Here is a 17,555-nt window from a genome sequence, read left to right on the forward strand (position 1 = left end):
AAAATACCATGCACCCCACTTTTAAAACACGCTTCACGTTTGGTGCATTCAATGAATAAAACTCTGACATCGCTTCTGGCAACCTGCGCCCTTTATCCAGCCCTCTCTTTTGCAGAGATTGAAATTAGCCCTGCAAATGGCGTGGATATTTTGGCTATTAACGGCAAGCCCGTCGAGTCAGAAACTTTCTTCTCCGGCACGCCCGAACTCAAGATCCAGAACGGAAAGGCTCAGATCGTAGCCGAGTACACCGCTGAGATCGTCGAATCAGCCGACGACTATATCCTTGAAAACAGTGACACTTTTGTCCTCACTTTCGAAGCATCGGACACGACCATCCGTGTTCAGGCTCCGCAGATTTCAAGCCAGTACGCACTGAATGAATTCAACAAGCAAGGTAACTGGAAGCTGCTGGACGCACAAGGAAACAGCATTTCCTACAGCTTGGGAAAACTTGAAAAAGAAGGTTTTCAGCTGGATCGTGATTATGAAAAAGAGCTGAAAAAATTTAACCGCTCAAATGCCGAAGCGGCATTGGGTTCTCTTACCGTGGAAACTCATAGTTTCCAAAATAGCGCGCCTGCTTACCAGCCTGAAGGCAACGCACATCCTGATCAAGTAATGGTCGGAAAGATGCTGCAGTTTTGGTATGAGCAGGCAAACACAGAAACAAAGAATAAATTCAAGAGCTGGATAGAAACCAGCCACTAAATATCACCCTTAATTATTTAATACCTTGGAGTCTCGCACATGAAAAAGCTTCTTCTGGCTGTTGCAGTATCTGTTGCCGCCGGCTCTGCCAGCGCTGCCACCATCTACGAAGGCAAGGGCCTGACCTACAAACTGAACGGTGACCTGCAGGTTCAGTTCCGTAAGGATGTAGGCGATGATCAGCATGCCGACATCGAATTCGACGACCTGGAAATCAAAAACTACGTCAGCTACGACTTGGGCGACGACATGAAGGCCTTCGGTCGCGTTGACTTCGGTTTCAAGGATGCGGCTGAAGACAAGCAGGATGGCAGTGATCTGGAAGAAGCCTACGTTGGCCTGGCTTTCGGCAACACCTCCATCTCTTTCGGTAAGCAGAACTTTGCATCTGACGAGTTCGGTATCGAAGAAGCCTACGAGCTGGAGTCTGACGAAGATCGCTTCGACGGCATGGGCACTGACGGCGACGACACCATCCGTCTGGACGTAGAACTGGAGAATGCCTACATCGCAGCATCCTACGAACTGGACGCTGAAGGTGAGTCCAGCGAAAACGGCGAGTACTTCGACCTGTTCGCATCTACTGAATTTGCCGGCCTGACTCTGGCCGCCGCTTACCAGAACGCCACTCCGGCTATTGGTGCCGATGACATCGACACCTGGGGTGTAAGCGCTGCCTACGATGCAGATTTCGCCACTTTCGCCGTTGACTACAGCACCACCGACAACGTCGCTGACCAGTACAACATTGCAACTGTATTCTCTGTTGCTGAAACCACCAAAGTCGCTATCGGTGTAGTAGACACTGACTTCGATGATGAAGCTGAAGAGGACTTCACTGAGTGGTACGCGAACGTAACCTACAAGTTCCCGACTCAGAAAAATGTCAGCCTGTTTGCCGAAATCGCTGACACTGACCAGGACGATGCAGACATGGGCTACCTGGCAGGTATGCGCGTGAAGTTCTAAGGACTGGAACGACGCCTAAGGCCTAACCCCTTCGGGCCTGCAGCGTTCAAGTTACCACCGGCTCCATTGGGGCCGGTTTTTTTTTGGCCTGGAACCAGGGCTTGAGTCCTGCAAGACACCTGGTGCCTCTCACATGCCAATTTCCAACTGTCTGGCATCGTCATTGCCAGGCTCGTGGGACTCAATCTGATGCGCCATCGTGATCTTTTTCTATATGTCCGGCGAGCTGATGATTGAAATTTTGTTATTCAGGGCATGAACGGCTACATGGCTGCCCTGTCTCGACATAAAAACCGATCAAATGTGATGTAGAAGCTTTAAGCGGTATCTATGGCTCTCCAACGCAGACAGCCCGTTCGCCCGCCAGTCACATTGATACCTTCAGGACGATGTGACAGTGGCAAGGCGTCCCAAGCCGCCAGATAACAGCGCATCAACCCAACACTGACAGATCTCGGTCGCCTCTTCCGGGGAAAAACCGGCAGGGTTCAGCGACCATTCCAGCCAAAGCCCGTCCATCAAGCCGGAAAGACCTATAGCCGCCAAACGGAAATTCACCTGTTCAAGGGCTGCGTCTTGAGCAACCCCCTCGATCAATGTCTGCAGGGAGTTAACCACCTTTCGGTTCACTTCATCACGCAGTTTGGCAATTTCAGACTGTTGCTGGCTGAGATTCCAGAATACCAGCCAGATTCGAAAAAAATCTGCATTGAGCACCGGCTGTTTGAAACTCAACTCGATAAACAACCTCAACTTGTCTTCAGAACTTGAGCCGGATGCCGCCTCAAGGGTCTCGTTTATCTGCGTATAGATATCTTCGGTAAGCTTGCGATAAGCCTCGACAATCAGCGCATCCTTACCCGGAAAGTGATGAGGCAACAAACCTGCAGAAACACCAGCCTCCTGGCATACCGCCCGCACAGACAAACCGGCCTGACCATGCTTGATAATGCTGCGCAGTGCCGCATCGATCAGACCACTTCTACGCTCTTCAGGCGTCAGCCGAAGACCACCAACCGGGTTACTATCCAACAATCGCTTCATACAGGGTCCGGAATCCTCTCCAGATGGATGTTCGTTACACGCTTCAGCCGTCCAGCGGACAAAAAGCAGTAACCGTCCAATTGTCTCAATCGCATCACTTTTACTGATTATGCATCATTATTAGCCGATTTTTACAGCAGAATGCAAGAATCAAAAGAGCAGCAAAGAATTATCAAAACACTATTGTACACATGTACAACAGAATGCTACATTGTTTTGCGACTGGTGAGATCAGCCCGAAAAAAGCGGTTATCACCACGGCAGGCCCCTCAAACAAAAATAAACAAAGGGAGGGACTCTCGATGAGAAGTCCTGGCAAGTTTTTCATGCTTACGGCTGCGCTGACAGCAACCATCTCCAGCTTTTCCGCTCAGGCCGGTGAAGTCCTGGACCGGATTATCAGTACCAAAACCATGACGTTGGCCTGTGATGCCGACTATCCCCCGCAATCCTTCTTGAACGATAAAAACGAGATGGACGGCTTCGATGTCGCTGTCGCTCGTGAAATTGCGAAGCGCCTGGGCGCAGAGTTGAAAGTGGTGACCCCGGCTTGGGAGATCATCACGGCCGGTGGCTGGGGCGAACGCTGGGATATTTCAGTGGGCTCCATGACACCCACCCAAAAAAGAGCAGAAGTTCTTGAGTTTCCAGCAGTTTATTACTATACCCCGGCTTCATTCGCGGTCCATTCCAAAAGCGAAATCGCATCCTATGACGACCTGCAGGGCAAAAACATTGGTGCCTGTGGCGGCTGTACGACTGAGTCCTACCTGAAAGGTGATCTGTTGATTGAAGGCGCGGAAGCACAAGCGATCGACTATGCCGTCAAGCCCGGCAAGATTCACAGCTATGAAACGGATACCAATATCTTCGATGACCTGCGAATTGGTCCTGGCCTGCGCCTGGATGCCACACTCTCCCCCTTGCCGACCATTCATGAAGCGATCGCCAACAACTACCCTCTGAAGGTCGTCGGTGAGCCGGTTTATTATGAACCACTGGCCATTGCGGTCGATAAGGGCGATCCCGAGTTTTCTGCCAAGGTCACTGAAATCGTGGACGAAATGCGCAAGGACGGCACACTCACATATATTTCAATGAAATGGTATGGCTACGACTACACCATAAAAAAATAAAATCATTTTCACATCCGGGCCAGGTTTAACCCGGCCCTCTGATCTTGAAGGTAAATAATAGAGGCAACACCATGCAGGAAAGTCTTCTAAACAAGTTACGTGATCGTAGCGCCTTACCCTGGATATTCCTGGTCGTGGCGACCCTTGTATTCAGCTGGATCGATCTGCGTGGCAGCAGCTTTGGGCAGTTCCTCGCACCCGCACTTGGCGATCCACAGGAATCAGGCAATTTCGGCCGTTTTGCTATCGGCCTGGTTTTTGCCTTCGCCATAGCTGGCAATATTCTACTGCTGCGCATTTTCTCGTTCCGCACTCAGGTACTGATTGTCTGGCTTGAACTGCTGGTTCTGGCTCTGGCATTTTTCAACTCCTTTGACCTCAGCTACTCCTTTATAGCGTCGAAACTCCCCTTTCTGATCACACAGGGCGCTTTTACCACTATCTACATCTCACTGAGTGCCATTTTGATCGCCTGCATTCTGGCCATGATGGCCGCGCTGGGCCGTCTCTCCAGCAATGGCCTGGCCTACGGCATTTCCAGCTTCTACATCTCCTTCTTTCGCGGCACCCCCCTGTTGCTGCAGGTATACCTGATCTATCTGGGCCTGCCGCAAATGGGGATAGTGGTGGATGCTATCCCCGCCGGTATTGCCGCCCTCGCCCTTTGCTACGGCGCGTACATGGCCGAGATTTTTCGGGCCGGCATTACCGGTATTCCAAAAGCACAGAGTGAAGCCGCTGCAGCCCTTGGTCTGAGAAAACCGGTCATCTTCAGAAAGATCGTATTACCTCAGGCAATGCGCATGATTATTCCGCCGACTGGCAACCAGTTCATTGCCATGCTGAAAGACAGTTCACTGATTTCCGTAATGGGGATCTGGGAACTGATGTTCCTGGCGCGCACCCAGGGACGAGCCGAGTTCAAGCACCTGGAAATGCTGGTGACCGCTGCCCTTGTGTACTGGGCCATGTCCATCATCTTCGAGCTGATTCAGGCCAGGATTGAGAAACACTACGGTAAGGGACAAACACGCTAGTACCGGCTGAACAGCCAACCAACAGGCACTGATAGAACCTTTACTGCTCAGGATCGACCGGTCCGGCCTTGAGGGCGTGTGCCAAAAAATTTTGAAACCATATTGTACAAAAGTACAACAAGCAGATAATAAACGGACCCAACCATGACAATTAACAATAAGAAATCCAAAACGTGCGGTCAGGCACTGGTAGGACTGCTTGAAGCTTACGGCGTTGAGACTGTTTTCGGCATCCCGGGTGTCCACACTCTGGATCTGTATCAAGGCCTTGCCGGCAGCAATATTCGCCATGTGCTGACGCGCCATGAACAGGGTGCCGGTTTCATGGCTGATGGATACGCACGTGTTACCGGCAAGCCTGGGGTCTGCTTTACCATTACCGGCCCCGGTGTCACCAACATCGCCACACCGATCGGTCAGGCCTATGCCGACTCTATCCCGATGCTGGTCATCAGCAGCGTGAACCGCACCCCGTCACTGGGAAAAGGCCGCGGTGAGCTGCATGAGACGCAGAACCAGCGCAACATCATTGCCCCACTGACGGCCTTCAGCGCAACCGCGCTCTGCGTGAATGACATTCCGGCGCTGCTGGCGCGTGCCTTTACCGTTTTTGCCAGCGAACGCCCAAGACCCGTGTTTATTGAGCTGCCGCTGGATGTTCTGGCCACCCCGGTCGATGAAAACTGGGAAGCTGATGCGGTCCGGCTGGCCAGACGCCCGGCACCCGCCGCACAGGATGTTGCCGCTGCCGCACAGCTGCTCGGCACCGCCAAAAATCCCTGCATTATTGCGGGCGGCGGAGCGGTCGAGTCTGCAGCTGAGCTTCAGGCTCTGGCCGAGAAGCTGGCGGCCCCGGTGTTCACTACCGTCGCGGGCAAAGGGTTGCTGGCCAGCGAGCATCCGCTGAGTGCCGGCGCCACCCTGTGTGTAGAGCCCACCTGGGAGTTCATCAGCAAGGCCGATGTGGTGCTGGCGGTCGGCACTGAACTGGCCGAAACGGACATGTGGCGAGAGAAGCTGCCTTTGGCTGGCAAGCTGATTCGCGTCGATATTGACCCATGCAAAATGAACGACCTCTATCGCGCCGATATCGCCATCGTTGCGGATGCCCGGGAAACCCTCAGTGCATTACAGCTTGCTCTGGGCAGCCACAGCGCGCCCTGGTCGAAGTCCGACGCCCTGCCCAACCTGAAAACCCGCATCAGGAATGAGCTGGCAGACCTGCAGCAGACTCACCAGCAGATTCTTTCAGTCGTCGCGAACACCTTGCCGTCTAACGCCTTTGTGGCCGCAGATATGACCCAGATCGCGTACACCGGCAACTACCTGTTTGATGTGGATATGCCTCGCTCCTGGCTGCACCCGACCGGATACGGCACCCTGGGCTATGCCCTGCCCGCAGCAGTGGGTGCCGCGATTGCCGCCCCTGAGCGCCCGGCCCTCGTGCTGGCGGGTGACGGTGGCATCCTTTATACGATCCAGGAACTGGCGACCGCAACCGAAGAGCTGAACTCCCCGTTCGTGATTCTTCTGTGGAACAACGACAGTCTGGGGCAGATCCGTGACGATATGATCGATCGCGATATCGAACCCATCGGCGTGTCACCACGCAATCCGAAGTTTGCCCAGCTGGCGGAAGCCTTTGGCTGCCGTACCTATGTCCCGGACTCATTGCAGGAACTTCAGGCCGCGCTGGAATCCAGCTTCGCCTTCAATGGCCCCACGCTGATCGAGCTTAACGAATCCAGCGTTTCCAAGCCCCAGACTGCATAAGGATTTAGTAATGAAGTATTCAGCTCTGACAACACGTATCGGCGGCGATGCGGCCAACGCCTGGCAAATCCTGTACCGCGCGGCAGCTCGCCAAAAAGCGGGTGAGGATGTGGTTATTCTGGCGGTGGGTGATCCTGACTTCGATACTCCCCAATCCATTGTCGATACGGCGGTCACCAGCCTGCTGGCAGGCGATACCCACTATGCCGATGTGGTCGGTGATGTTGAACTCCGCTCGATCATTGCTGAGCGACACAGCAAAGCAACTGGCCTGAACGTGGACCAGGACCAGGTTGTCGTTATGAACGGCGCCCAGTGCGCACTGTACGCAGCCGCCCAATGCATTCTTGAGCCGGGCAGCGAAATCATTATCCCCGAACCCATGTACACAACCTACGCTGCGCTTGTCGGTGCAACGGGTGCCAAGGTCGTCAACGTACCGATGCGGCCCGAAAACGGCTTCCAGGTGCTACCCGAAGATATCGAAGCAGCCATCAGCGACAAAACCCGCGCAATTCTGCTGAACAGCCCCAGCAACCCGACCGGTGCCATGCTGCCACGGGATACCCTGGTGGCGATCGCCCGACTTTGTCAGCAGCATGACCTGTGGCTCATTTCCGATGAGGTTTATTCCACTGTCAGCTACGGCAAGGAGCACATCAGCCCCTGCGGCTTACCCGGTATGGCCGAGCGCACGATCACCATCAACAGCCTGTCCAAATCGCACGCGATGACCGGCTGGCGACTGGGTTGGGTTGTAGGGCCGACAGCCCTGACCGAGCATCTGGGCAACCTGGCGTTATGCATGCTGTTCGGCAGTCCCACCTTTATCCAGGAGGCGGCCAAGAAAGCGCTAACCTCTGAACTGCCCGAGCTTGATGCAATGAAGCAGGCTTATCGGCTGCGCCGTGACACCCTCTATTCACACCTGCAGAAGATCGATGGCATTCATTGCCATCTGCCCGAAGCGGGCATGTTTCTGATGGTGGATATCCGCAGTACCGGCTTGAGCAGCCAGGCGTTTGCCGAACTATTGCTGGATCAATTCGATGTTGCCGCCTTGCCGGGTCATGCCTTTGGCCCTTCAGGTGAAGGTCATATCCGCCTCAGTCTGGCTGTGCCGGAAGAAGAGCTCATCAAGGCCAGCAAACGCCTGGCGGCCTGCATCGAACATTTGCGGCAGTCCCCTGAAGCCCAGGACCAGGGCCAGGCGATTTCTGCCATCGCCTGATCAGCAACCTTGACCCTCTTCAGGAGCAGCAAGTGACCCATTACAAGCAGTTATATATCGCTGGCCGCTGGGTCGATTCCGCCAGCACAGCGGAATATCCGGTGATCAATCCGGCGACCGAGCAGCCGATCACCTCGGTGGCGGAGTGCAACCTTGATGACGTGAACCTCGCTGTTGCAGCCGCCAAAACGGCCCTCCCTGCGTGGGCCACCACCCCTGGCCGTGAACGTGCCCGGTATATCTCGGCAATCGCTGAACGGCTGAAACAACGTGAAACCGAGCTTGCCGAGCTGATTTCACGCGAACTAGGCATGCCGGCTCACCTGGCACTGGAGATCCAGGTCCGCGGCCCCATTGCAGGCCTGGAATCCTATATTCAGTATGCTCACCAGCTGGATGAAACGGAGCAGATCGGCAACTCGCTGATTGTGACGGAGCCTGTCGGCGTGTGCGCATTGATCAGCCCCTGGAACTACCCGCTCCATCAACTGATCGGCAAGGTGGGTCCGGCGCTTGCCGCCGGGTGCACGATGGTCGTAAAGCCCAGTGTGGAAGCCCCCTTGAGCGCGTACCTGCTCGCGCAGATCTGCGCAGATGCAGGCCTGCCTGCAGGTGTGTTCAACCTGATCAGTGGTTCTGGTCATCTGGTTGGAGAAGCGCTGTGCACTCACCACGACGTGGATATGATCTCGTTTACCGGCTCGACTCAGACCGGGATCAAGGTCGCGCAAAGCGCGGCAAACTCGGTCAAGCGGGTATGTCAGGAGCTGGGAGGCAAGTCACCGCTGATTATCACCCCGGAGGCTGACCTTGAGGCCGCTGTACAATACGGCGTTGAAGATATCATGATCAACTCGGGCCAGACGTGCACGGCCTTAAGCCGCATGCTGGTGCCTTCAAGCCGGTATGAGGAAGCCGTTAGCCATGCCCGGCAGGTCGCTGAACAGATTAAGGTTGGCTCACCACAGGAAGCTGCCAGTTTTATGGGACCTCTGGTGTCTCGACAGCAGCAGCAGGTTGTCCAGCGTTATATCCAGCAAGGCATCAATGAAGGCGCTCGCCTGATCGCCGGTGGACTTGGCAAGCCAGCCGGAATCGAGGCCGGCTACTATGTGAAGCCAACCATCTTTGCCGATGTCCACCCGAACATGACCATTGCGCGGGAAGAGATCTTCGGCCCGGTACTCTGCATGATCCCCTACCAGGACCTGGATGACGCTGTCCGCATCGCCAACGATTCCGTGTTTGGACTCTCAGCAGCGGTATGGGCCGACTCAGAGCAACAGGCTCTCGAGGTTGCTCGGCGGTTGCAGTCAGGCCAGGTTTTTATCAACGGAGGGGCGTTCAACTATCAGGCCCCCTTTGGTGGCTACAAGCAATCGGGAAATGGCCGTGAATGGGGACTGGATAGCTTACGTGAATTCACAGAAACTAAAGCCATCCAGCTACCGAGAGGCTAGCCTCGCAGCCAGAGGCGAAAAACGCTCAGAACTCATTCTAATAAAAATATTTTGAGGATTTTCTATGAAACATGAGCCGCAACATCTCTTTGAGCAAGCATCTCCGGCCGTCATGGCTGACAAGGAACTGATGATCAGCCTCTCGAACGTTCAGAAATGGTACGGCGATTACCATGCCCTCAGGGATATCAATTTCGACGTCTACAAGGGCGAGAGAATAGTTGTCTGTGGTCCTTCCGGGTCAGGAAAATCCACCATGATCCGCTGTATCAACCGGCTTGAAGAACACCACAAGGGTCAGATACTGGTGGAAGGCATTGAGCTCAATGACAACCTGGAGAACCTTGAGCAGGTCCGGTGTGAAGTGGGCATGGTATTCCAGCACTTCAATCTCTTCCCCCACATGAGCGTACTGGAAAACCTGATTCTCGCCCCGACCATTGTGCGCAAGATGCCGGTCAAAGAGGCCACGGAGCTGGCCATGATGTATCTCGAACGCGTTCATATGGTGGCCAAGGCCCACAGCTACCCGGGACAGCTCTCGGGTGGGCAGCAGCAGCGCATCGCCATCGCACGCGCCCTCTGCATGAAACCCAGAATCATGCTGTTTGACGAACCCACATCAGCGCTGGATCCGGAAATGGTGAAAGAAGTACTGGAAGTGATGGTGGAGCTGGCCAACGATGGCATGACAATGGTGTGCGTGACTCATGAGATGGGGTTTGCCAAAACGGTGGCCGACCGCGTTGTCTTCATGGACCAGGGACAGATCATCGAAGAGAACAACCCGGAGGATTTCTTTGCCCACCCGCAGCACGAGCGTACTCGGGACTTCCTCAGTCAGGTTCTGAGCCACTAGGGCTTAGCCAGCAAGGCCTGTCGCGATGGCTAACCTCTTCCGGTTAGCCATCTTCCCAAAACGCCCAGTTCAATCCCCCTCTGTCGGGGCTCACCCGTGAGGGGCCTGAAGGGCATTAATGGTGCAAGGTTCTTCGACGTTCGTCCGAAGGACGCTTGTCAAACAGCCGCTTGTAGGTGCGAATAAAGGATGAACGCGAGTTGTAGCCGGTACGGATGCCGATCTCGGTAATACTCAGGCTGGTCTCGGTCAGCAAGCGTTTGGCCAGCTGACCACGCAACCGCGAGTAGTATTGAGTCGCAGTGGTATCCAGGTACTCCTTGAAGTCACGCTCCAGCTGACGCTGGGAGACACCGGTTTTGCTGGCAATCTCGGCAATCGGCAGGGGCAGTTCACAGTTCTGTTCCATCAGCCTGATCGCCCGCGCCAGGCGTGGCGACTGTTGTTCGATCATGGAAGGCACCCTTTCGCGCTGAGGAGTACTTTCTGAACGTTCGGTATCAAAGATGAGCAGGTCCGAAACCGAAATGGCGACTTCGGCCCCATGATCCCGGCGAATGATCGCCAGCATCAGATCCAGTGCTGCGGTGGCGCCACCCGAGGTGATACGACTCCGATCGAGGACATAGCGATTGTTACACACATCGACCTTGTGAAACTCTTCGCTGAAGGTGTCCACTTCGGCCCAATGGATGGTCGCCTTGTAACCATCCAGCAGGCCAGCCTTGGCCAAGGGGTAGCTGCCGGCATCAAAGCCGCCCAGCACCGGAATATGTTGCCGCGCCAGACGCAGCTTTTTAATTACATCCGGGCTGGTGTGCAACTTGTAATTGTAACTGGCCAATATAATCAGGGCATCGACATCGCCACTATTAATGGCGTCATCGATGGTGGTAGTGACATTGATGTCAAACTCGCTGGAGCTGCGGACAGATTGTCCATCCAGAGAAGCCAGGGACCAGCGGTATACCGGCTCACTGGTAAAGCTGTTTGCAGCCCGAAGAGGTTCGATCGAATTGAAAAGACAGAGGTTGCTAAATTCCGGCAACAGAAGAAAGCAGTAATGTTTCAAGATAACACCTTATAAGCACTACAATTATTATAATTTTTTGAGCCATTGCAGCCGTGGCAGTGCCAGATCCGATAAAACAACTACGAATCATTGAAGCATGATAAAAGCCTACAGCCTGTTCTCACCGCCCTGCCTTGAATTACGAGGCTAAATGAATCCTGCGGTACTTTGACGACAAATGCAACATTTATGTCTCATAACCGAACATTGGGGGTGCGTAAATGCTTCAATATCGGGCCTGTCCACTCTCCATAAGAGGTTTTTATACCAGAAAACGTGTTTAAGCTTCATTTTGGCAATATGCACTCAGAATAAACAATGCTGGATAAGGGGCATTAAATGAGTTATGGCCTGATAAAAACAATTAACAGTAACGTGCTTGAGCTTACCCTTGATCGACCCAAAGCCAATGCAATCGATACTCAACTTAGCCGTGAGCTGGGTAAGGCATTCGCCGAATTCCGGGATAATCCCGAGCTCCAGGTAGCCATTCTGACTGGCGCCGGAGAACAGTTTTTTACCGCTGGATGGGATCTGAACGGCGTTGCCGCCGGTGAAGACTACATCGGTGACTACGGCGAAGGCGGCTTTTGCGGCTTCACCGAACTGCAAAACCTGTACAAGCCCGTCATCTGCGCAGTCAACGGACTGGCCGTTGGCGCAGGGTTCGAGATGCTGCTGCGTGCCGATTTTGTCATCGCCGCCGACCATGCCGAATTCATGCTGCCCGAGGTGAGACGGGGTTTCGCGCCCGATATCGCCACGATCATGCTGCCCAAGCTGCTGCCACGCCCTGTGGCGATGGAGATGCTGATGACTGGACGACGTTTCAGTGCTCAGCACATGGCATCCTTCGGGCTGATCAACGAGGTGGTCCCCGCTGCACAGCTGATGGACGCCGCTCGAAACCTGGCCCATGAACTGCTGCAGGCATCACCCCTTTCACTTGCCGCCATCAAGGAAGCCGCCCAGATCACAGAGCAAATGGGCTTCCATGAGTCCTTCGAATCGCTTAGAAGTCGATCCTGGCCCAAATTCATGGAGATGCTTCAAAGCGGTAACTCTCAGGAAGGAGCCACTGCCTTCCTGGAAAAAAGGAAAGCTGAGTTCTCGGCCTGATCTGCGGCCCCCCAGCCACTGCTATACCAACACAATAACAATTATGAGAACAACAGAATGAGCACTAACCAGACGTTTGAAGTCCCGATAGACAAAAAAATATTCTGGCCCGCCTGTATTATTGTCGTGTCTGCCATCATCTCGTTGATCGTGTTTGAAGAAGGCGCTCAAGACACGCTGAAGACCATTTTCAACTTTGCCACCAACCAGTTTGGTTTCGCCTACACCTGGGCGGGTGCCATCTTCTTTGTACTCGTTCTCTGGTTATCGCTTGGCAAGTACAAACATGTGCGACTGGGCGGCCCCGACGCCAAGCCCGAATTCAGCCGCATCAGCTGGATCGCCATGTTCTTCTGTTCCGGTATCGGTACCTCGCTGATTTACTGGTCATCCATCGAGTGGACGTACTACTACGCCGCTCCGCCCTTTGGTCTTGAACCCAAAAGTCAGGCAGCGGCTGAATATGCCGCCATGTACGGCATGTTCCATTGGGGCCCCCTGGCCTGGGCGTTCTACAGCCTGACCGCCTTCCCCATTGGCTATGCCTACTACAACCGTAAAAAGGGCGGGCTTCGCCTGAGCAGCGCCTGTGCCGCCGTCATCGGTGAGAAAAATGCCAAGGGCAACCTCGGCAAACTGATCGATATCCTGCTGGTCTTTGGACTTGTTGGCGGCACAGGTACCACCCTGGCTTCAGGTACGCCTATGCTGGCCGAAGCCCTGAGCCGCATGCTGGGCGTGGAGCACACCTTTGCAATTGACATGACTGTCGTGGCGATATGGACCTGTATCTTTGTTACCTCGGTCACACTGGGCCTTAAAAAGGGCATCAAGGTACTCAGTGACATCAACCTGATTGCCCTGATACTCATCTGCTCAATTGTATTCATTGGCGGACCTACCTATTTCCTGATCAGCCTGTTCACCGACAGCTTCGGCCTTATGCTGCAGGAATTCCTGCGCATGACCTTCTATACCGATCCTATTGGCAAGAGCATGTTCCCGCAGTGGTGGACCATTTTCTACTGGGCCTGGTGGGTCGCGTACGGTCCCTACATGGGTATTTTCATCGCCCGAATTTCAAAGGGACGCACCTTCCAGGATATTGGCCTGACGGTCACGATTGCGGGCAGTGCCGGCTGCATGCTGTTCTTCATGCTGTTTGGCAACAACATGATGTACGCCGAATTCAACAATACCTTCCCGGTACTGGACACCATCAAGAACAGCAGTGAATCCGCCGCTATTCTGGGCGTGCTGATGCAGCTGCCGCTGGAATGGCTGGTACTGCCGCTGTTTGTGCTGGTGGGCTTTGTCTACTCGGGTACGACCGTCGACTCCTCGGCCTATGTACTGGCAACCATCACCTCTCGAACCATTCATGATGGCCAGGAGCCTGCACGCATGAACCGTCTGTTCTGGGCGATTGCCCTGGGCGCAACCGGCCTGATCCTGATGAGCCAGGGTGGCCTGGCGCCGATCAAGACCGCCAGTCTGATGGTGGGTATCCCGCTGGTATTCATCATGGGCATGACGTTCATCTCCCTGCTGCGCTGGCTGCGAGAAGACTACCCTGAAGCCAGTCTGCAGCTCCAGTATCAGCCTGTCTCCGTCAGCGACAAGATGGAAGCGGTCTAATAAAAATGCCGGTACCAGGCCTATTTTAAAGTACCGGCATCGACCTCATTTTAACCAGCCGATAAAGCCTCCTCCTTTAAGGTGGAGGCTTTTTTATTTAACTGGAATTACCTTCAGACAAAAAATTGTCGATATAAAACCAACTGTCGGCAAATGCCACAAATATGTCCAAAATTGGCAACTGTAATAAACCCCAGCAATCAAAATAAGTCTGTATTTCCTGATCAGGAAATTAAATCTCAGAATCAAAACCGAACAAACTAGAATAAAAAGAGCGAAAATTGATGAAGAAAAAACTGCTTGCTTGCGCTGTACTATTCGCAACTATTCCTGCCTATGCATACGAGATTCCCAATACCGGTCTGGAGGTCTACGGCAGCCTTCGTCTGATGATTGAGCAGACAGAAAGTGATGGCGAAAATGACCTTAAAGATGCTGCCTCCCGTGTCGGGATTAAGGGGTCTTATGACCTGTCCGCGGACTTGAGCGCCTTTGCGAAATATGAAGTCGCCCTCGACCTGGCCAATAACGACACCGTAGGTGACATGCGCTATGGACACCTCGGCCTCAAGCATCAGAACTACGGTACCTTCGCCGTCGGTAAGGTCGATGCCCCCTTCTATGAAACTGTCGGTTACTACAGCGATTACATGTGGTGGAACTCGGCTCCGGTCTACTACACCCTGGATGGCGTGCTGAGGCTGGAAGATGCACTGTATTACAGCTCGGCTGACCTGGGAGGCCTGAACATCAAGGCACTGCAGCAGATCGGTAATGACGAAGAGGGTACCGAGGACATCTCCCAGCTAGGTGCCACCTACACACTTGGCAACCTGACTGTGGGCGCCGGTGCCAGCCTGGTAGATGGTGACGAAAATACCTACGGTGTCTCGGCATCCTATAGCCAGGATGCGTTCTACATCAACGGCGCCTACCTCGACCGGGACGGCAGCGGCTCCGGTATCGATGCCCTGATCGGCTTCCCGTCCGGCAAGAACCTCTACACCCTGGGGCTGTCAGACTTCCAGGCCGAGAACTCCGACGAGGACTTCACCGCCGCCATCCTGGCGTACCAGCATAGTCTGCACGATCAGGTGCTGCTCTGGGCTGAATTCATGGCATGGGATGGCAGTCTCTACGGTGTCGAAGACTCCAACCAGTTAAACGTCGGCGTCAATTTCAACTTCTAACCGCTCGACCAACACCTTCCCCTTTCAGAGCACCGCTTCAGACCAACCGGCCTGAAGCGGTGTTTTTTTACATGTTCGGCTTTTTTACATATTTGGATAGTTGGGGCCGCCCATGCCTTCCGGGGTAACCCAGGTGATGTTCTGGGCCGGGTCCTTGATGTCGCAGGTTTTGCAGTGCAGGCAGTTCTGGCCGTTGATCTGGAAGCGCTTGCCGCCCTCGTCCTCTACGATCTCGTACACGCCCGCCGGGCAGTAACGCTGCGCCGGTTCGGCAAAGATCTTCAGGTTCTGTTGCAACGGGATGTCGGCATCCGCCAGCTTCAGGTGACCGGGCTGGTCTTCCTCATGGTTGGTGTTGGACAGGAACACCGAGGACAGCTTGTCGAAGCTGAGCACACCATCCGGCTTGGGATACTGGATCGGTTCGCAATACTCAGCAGGTTTGAGCCGCGCATGGTCCGGATGATTATCGTGCAGGGTCACCGGGATACGACCGCCGAACCAGTTCTGATCGATGTAGTTGAACGCGCCGCCCATCAACTGGCCGAACTTGTGCATCGCCGGGCCGAAGTTGCGCGAGCGGTACAGCTCGTCATACAGCCAGGAAGCTTTGTAGGCATCCGTAAAGCCACTCAGCTCCTGGCCACCTTCGTCGCCCTTGCTCAGTGCATCAAAGATCGCCTCGGCCGCCAACATGCCCGACTTCATCGCCGTGTGGGTGCCCTTGATCTTGCTGAAGTTCAGCGTACCGGCATCGCAGCCGATCAGCAGACCGCCCGGGAAGGTCATCTTGGGCAGCGAGTTGTAGCCGCCCTTGGCGATGGCTCGGGCGCCATAGGACACGCGCTTGCCGCCTTCCAGGTGACGCTTGAGTACCGGATGGTGCTTCAGCCGCTGGAACTCGTCGAACGGGCTCAGATACGGGTTCTGATAGTTCAGGTCGATGATCAGACCCACCACCACCTGATTATTGTCGGTGTGGTAGAGGAAGAAGCCGCCACTGGTATCCTTGTCCAGCGGCCAGCCGGAACCGTGCACCACCAGACCGGGCTTGTGCTGCTCCGCCGGGATATCCCAGAGTTCCTTGATGCCCAGCCCGTAATGCTGGGTGTCCTTCTGTTTGTAGAGTTCGAAACAATCGATCAGCTGCTTGCCCAAGTGACCGCGGCAGCCTTCAGAGAAGACGGTATATTTGGCGTGCAGCTCCATGCCCGGCATGTAGTTGGGGCCTTGCTCACCCTCGGCAGTCACGCCCATGTCGCCGGTAGCCACGCCCTTGACGCTGCCATCTGCATTGAACAGCACTTCAGCGGCAGCAAAGCCCGGGAACACCTCGACGCCCAGCGCTTCGGCCTGCTCCGCCAGCCAGCGGCACAGGTTGCCCAGGCTGATGATGTAGTTGCCCTGGTTGTGCATCGTTTTTGGCACGAAGGCATTGGGGATTTTGGTGCCCTTCCTGGGATCCTTGAGCAGGTAGACTTCGTCTTCGGTCACCGCGGTGTTCAGCGGTGCGCCCTGCTCTTTCCAGTCGGGAAAGAGTTCATCCAGCGCCCGTGTTTCGAGCACGGCACCAGACAGGATGTGAGCCCCCACTTCGGAGCCCTTTTCTACCACACAGACCGTCAGTTCCTGTTCGTTTTCCTGTGCCTGCTGCATCAGGCGACAGGCGGTGGACAGCCCGGCAGGACCGGCTCCGACGATGACCACATCGAATTCCATTGATTCGCGCATGATTTACTCCTAAAAGGCTTACTCCTAAAAGGCCTACCCTCAAAGACTTTCCCCTCAAGGCTGAGCCCTCAAGACATACCCACAAAGGTGCTGCGGACACCTTTGGCTTGTTACAAAAGAGAGTGAAAAAAATGCCCTGTACTCATAACGAGTCCAGGGCAAAGCGGATGGAGAGCAGATTTACTTGCGATTACAGCCGGGATTCGAGCTCCGGCACCGCCTCGAACAGGTCGGCCACCAGGCTGTAGTCTGCCACCTGGAAGATCGGCGCTTCCTCGTCCTTGTTGATCGCCACGATGATCTTGGACTCTTTCATGCCCGCCAGGTGCTGGATCGCACCGGAGATGCCCACGGCGATGTACAGTTCCGGTGCCACGATCTTGCCGGTCTGACCGACCTGCATGTCGTTGGGCACGAAACCGGCATCAACCGCGGCACGGGACGCGCCCACCGCGGCACCCAGCTTGTCGGCCAGTTTTTCCAGAATGGCGAAGTTCTCGCCATTGCCCATGCCACGACCACCAGACACGACGACCTTGGCGGCAGTCAGTTCCGGACGGTCGGACTGTGCCATCTCTTCGCCAA

15 protein-coding genes are annotated in these 17,555 nt (G+C 54.8%); 11 read left to right on the forward strand and 4 right to left on the reverse strand.

The window, feature by feature from the left end; genetic code table 11:
- Window positions 1–51 precede the first annotated feature (51 nt).
- Window positions 52–711, forward strand: a complete 660-nt coding sequence (locus tag ABD013_RS16395) for a YccT family protein (protein WP_343808446.1) — start codon at window positions 52–54, stop codon at window positions 709–711.
- Between the two features lie 39 nt (window positions 712–750).
- Window positions 751–1,680, forward strand: a complete 930-nt coding sequence (locus ABD013_RS16400; RefSeq protein WP_343808449.1) for a porin — start codon at window positions 751–753, stop codon at window positions 1,678–1,680.
- A gap of 381 nt (window positions 1,681–2,061) precedes the next feature.
- Here the strand turns inward: ABD013_RS16400 and ABD013_RS16405 are convergent, their stop codons facing one another.
- A complete protein-coding gene (locus ABD013_RS16405; protein WP_343808452.1) occupies window positions 2,062–2,724 on the reverse strand; it encodes a TetR family transcriptional regulator C-terminal domain-containing protein in 663 nt (220 codons plus the stop codon).
- A gap of 191 nt (window positions 2,725–2,915) precedes the next feature.
- On the opposite strand from ABD013_RS16405, the gene ABD013_RS16410 reads away from it, so the two are divergent.
- The 6 genes from ABD013_RS16410 (at window position 2,916) to ABD013_RS16435 (ending at window position 10,220) form a co-directional block, all read left to right on the forward strand.
- Window positions 2,916–3,860, forward strand: coding sequence for a transporter substrate-binding domain-containing protein (locus tag ABD013_RS16410; RefSeq protein ID WP_343808455.1), 945 nt, complete (start codon window positions 2,916–2,918; stop codon window positions 3,858–3,860).
- Window positions 3,861–3,994: 134 nt separating this feature from the next.
- Complete coding sequence (locus ABD013_RS16415; protein WP_343808458.1) at window positions 3,995–4,897, forward strand: amino acid ABC transporter permease; 903 nt, start codon at window positions 3,995–3,997, stop codon at window positions 4,895–4,897.
- Between the two features lie 144 nt (window positions 4,898–5,041).
- The gene (locus ABD013_RS16420) at window positions 5,042–6,670 is read left to right on the forward strand and encodes a 5-guanidino-2-oxopentanoate decarboxylase (RefSeq protein ID WP_343808461.1); all 1,629 of its coding nucleotides are present in this window, start codon (window positions 5,042–5,044) and stop codon (window positions 6,668–6,670) included.
- A gap of 10 nt (window positions 6,671–6,680) precedes the next feature.
- Window positions 6,681–7,901: a pyridoxal phosphate-dependent aminotransferase gene (locus ABD013_RS16425; protein WP_343808464.1), complete on the forward strand. Its 1,221-nt coding sequence runs from the start codon at window positions 6,681–6,683 to the stop codon at window positions 7,899–7,901.
- 32 nt (window positions 7,902–7,933) lie between these two features.
- On the forward strand, window positions 7,934–9,361 hold the full coding sequence (locus ABD013_RS16430; RefSeq protein ID WP_343808467.1) for an aldehyde dehydrogenase family protein: 1,428 nt from the start codon (window positions 7,934–7,936) through the stop codon (window positions 9,359–9,361).
- Window positions 9,362–9,473: 112 nt separating this feature from the next.
- The gene (locus tag ABD013_RS16435) at window positions 9,474–10,220 is read left to right on the forward strand and encodes an amino acid ABC transporter ATP-binding protein (protein ID WP_425543420.1); all 747 of its coding nucleotides are present in this window, start codon (window positions 9,474–9,476) and stop codon (window positions 10,218–10,220) included.
- A 115-nt stretch (window positions 10,221–10,335) separates the two neighbouring features.
- Here ABD013_RS16435 and ABD013_RS16440 read toward each other — a convergent pair whose 3' ends face one another.
- Window positions 10,336–11,292 (reverse strand): GlxA family transcriptional regulator, encoded by a 957-nt coding sequence (locus ABD013_RS16440; RefSeq protein ID WP_343808473.1) that lies wholly within the window; start codon window positions 11,290–11,292, stop codon window positions 10,336–10,338.
- Window positions 11,293–11,631: 339 nt separating this feature from the next.
- Between ABD013_RS16440 and ABD013_RS16445 the strand changes: the two genes are divergently transcribed.
- The 3 genes from ABD013_RS16445 to ABD013_RS16455 all read left to right on the forward strand — a co-directional run bounded on the left by ABD013_RS16445 (window position 11,632) and on the right by ABD013_RS16455 (window position 15,239).
- Complete coding sequence (locus ABD013_RS16445) at window positions 11,632–12,411, forward strand: enoyl-CoA hydratase-related protein (RefSeq protein WP_343808476.1); 780 nt, start codon at window positions 11,632–11,634, stop codon at window positions 12,409–12,411.
- Between the two features lie 57 nt (window positions 12,412–12,468).
- Entirely contained in the window at window positions 12,469–14,049 is a 1,581-nt protein-coding gene (locus tag ABD013_RS16450) for a BCCT family transporter (RefSeq protein ID WP_343808479.1), read from the forward strand.
- 284 nt (window positions 14,050–14,333) lie between these two features.
- Window positions 14,334–15,239: a porin gene (locus ABD013_RS16455; RefSeq protein WP_343808483.1), complete on the forward strand. Its 906-nt coding sequence runs from the start codon at window positions 14,334–14,336 to the stop codon at window positions 15,237–15,239.
- A gap of 84 nt (window positions 15,240–15,323) precedes the next feature.
- Here ABD013_RS16455 and ABD013_RS16460 read toward each other — a convergent pair whose 3' ends face one another.
- Window positions 15,324–16,970 carry an electron transfer flavoprotein-ubiquinone oxidoreductase gene (locus tag ABD013_RS16460; protein ID WP_343808486.1) on the reverse strand — a complete coding sequence of 549 codons (1,647 nt, stop codon included), beginning with the start codon at window positions 16,968–16,970 and terminating at the stop codon, window positions 15,324–15,326.
- A 190-nt stretch (window positions 16,971–17,160) separates the two neighbouring features.
- The coding region (locus tag ABD013_RS16465) for an FAD-binding protein (RefSeq protein ID WP_343808489.1) at window positions 17,161–17,555 on the reverse strand (395 nt) is incomplete at its 5' end.

It is taken from the genome of Marinobacterium maritimum, from assembly GCF_039523155.1.
In the GTDB taxonomy this organism is placed as follows: Bacteria; Pseudomonadota; Gammaproteobacteria; order Pseudomonadales; family Balneatricaceae; genus Marinobacterium; species Marinobacterium maritimum.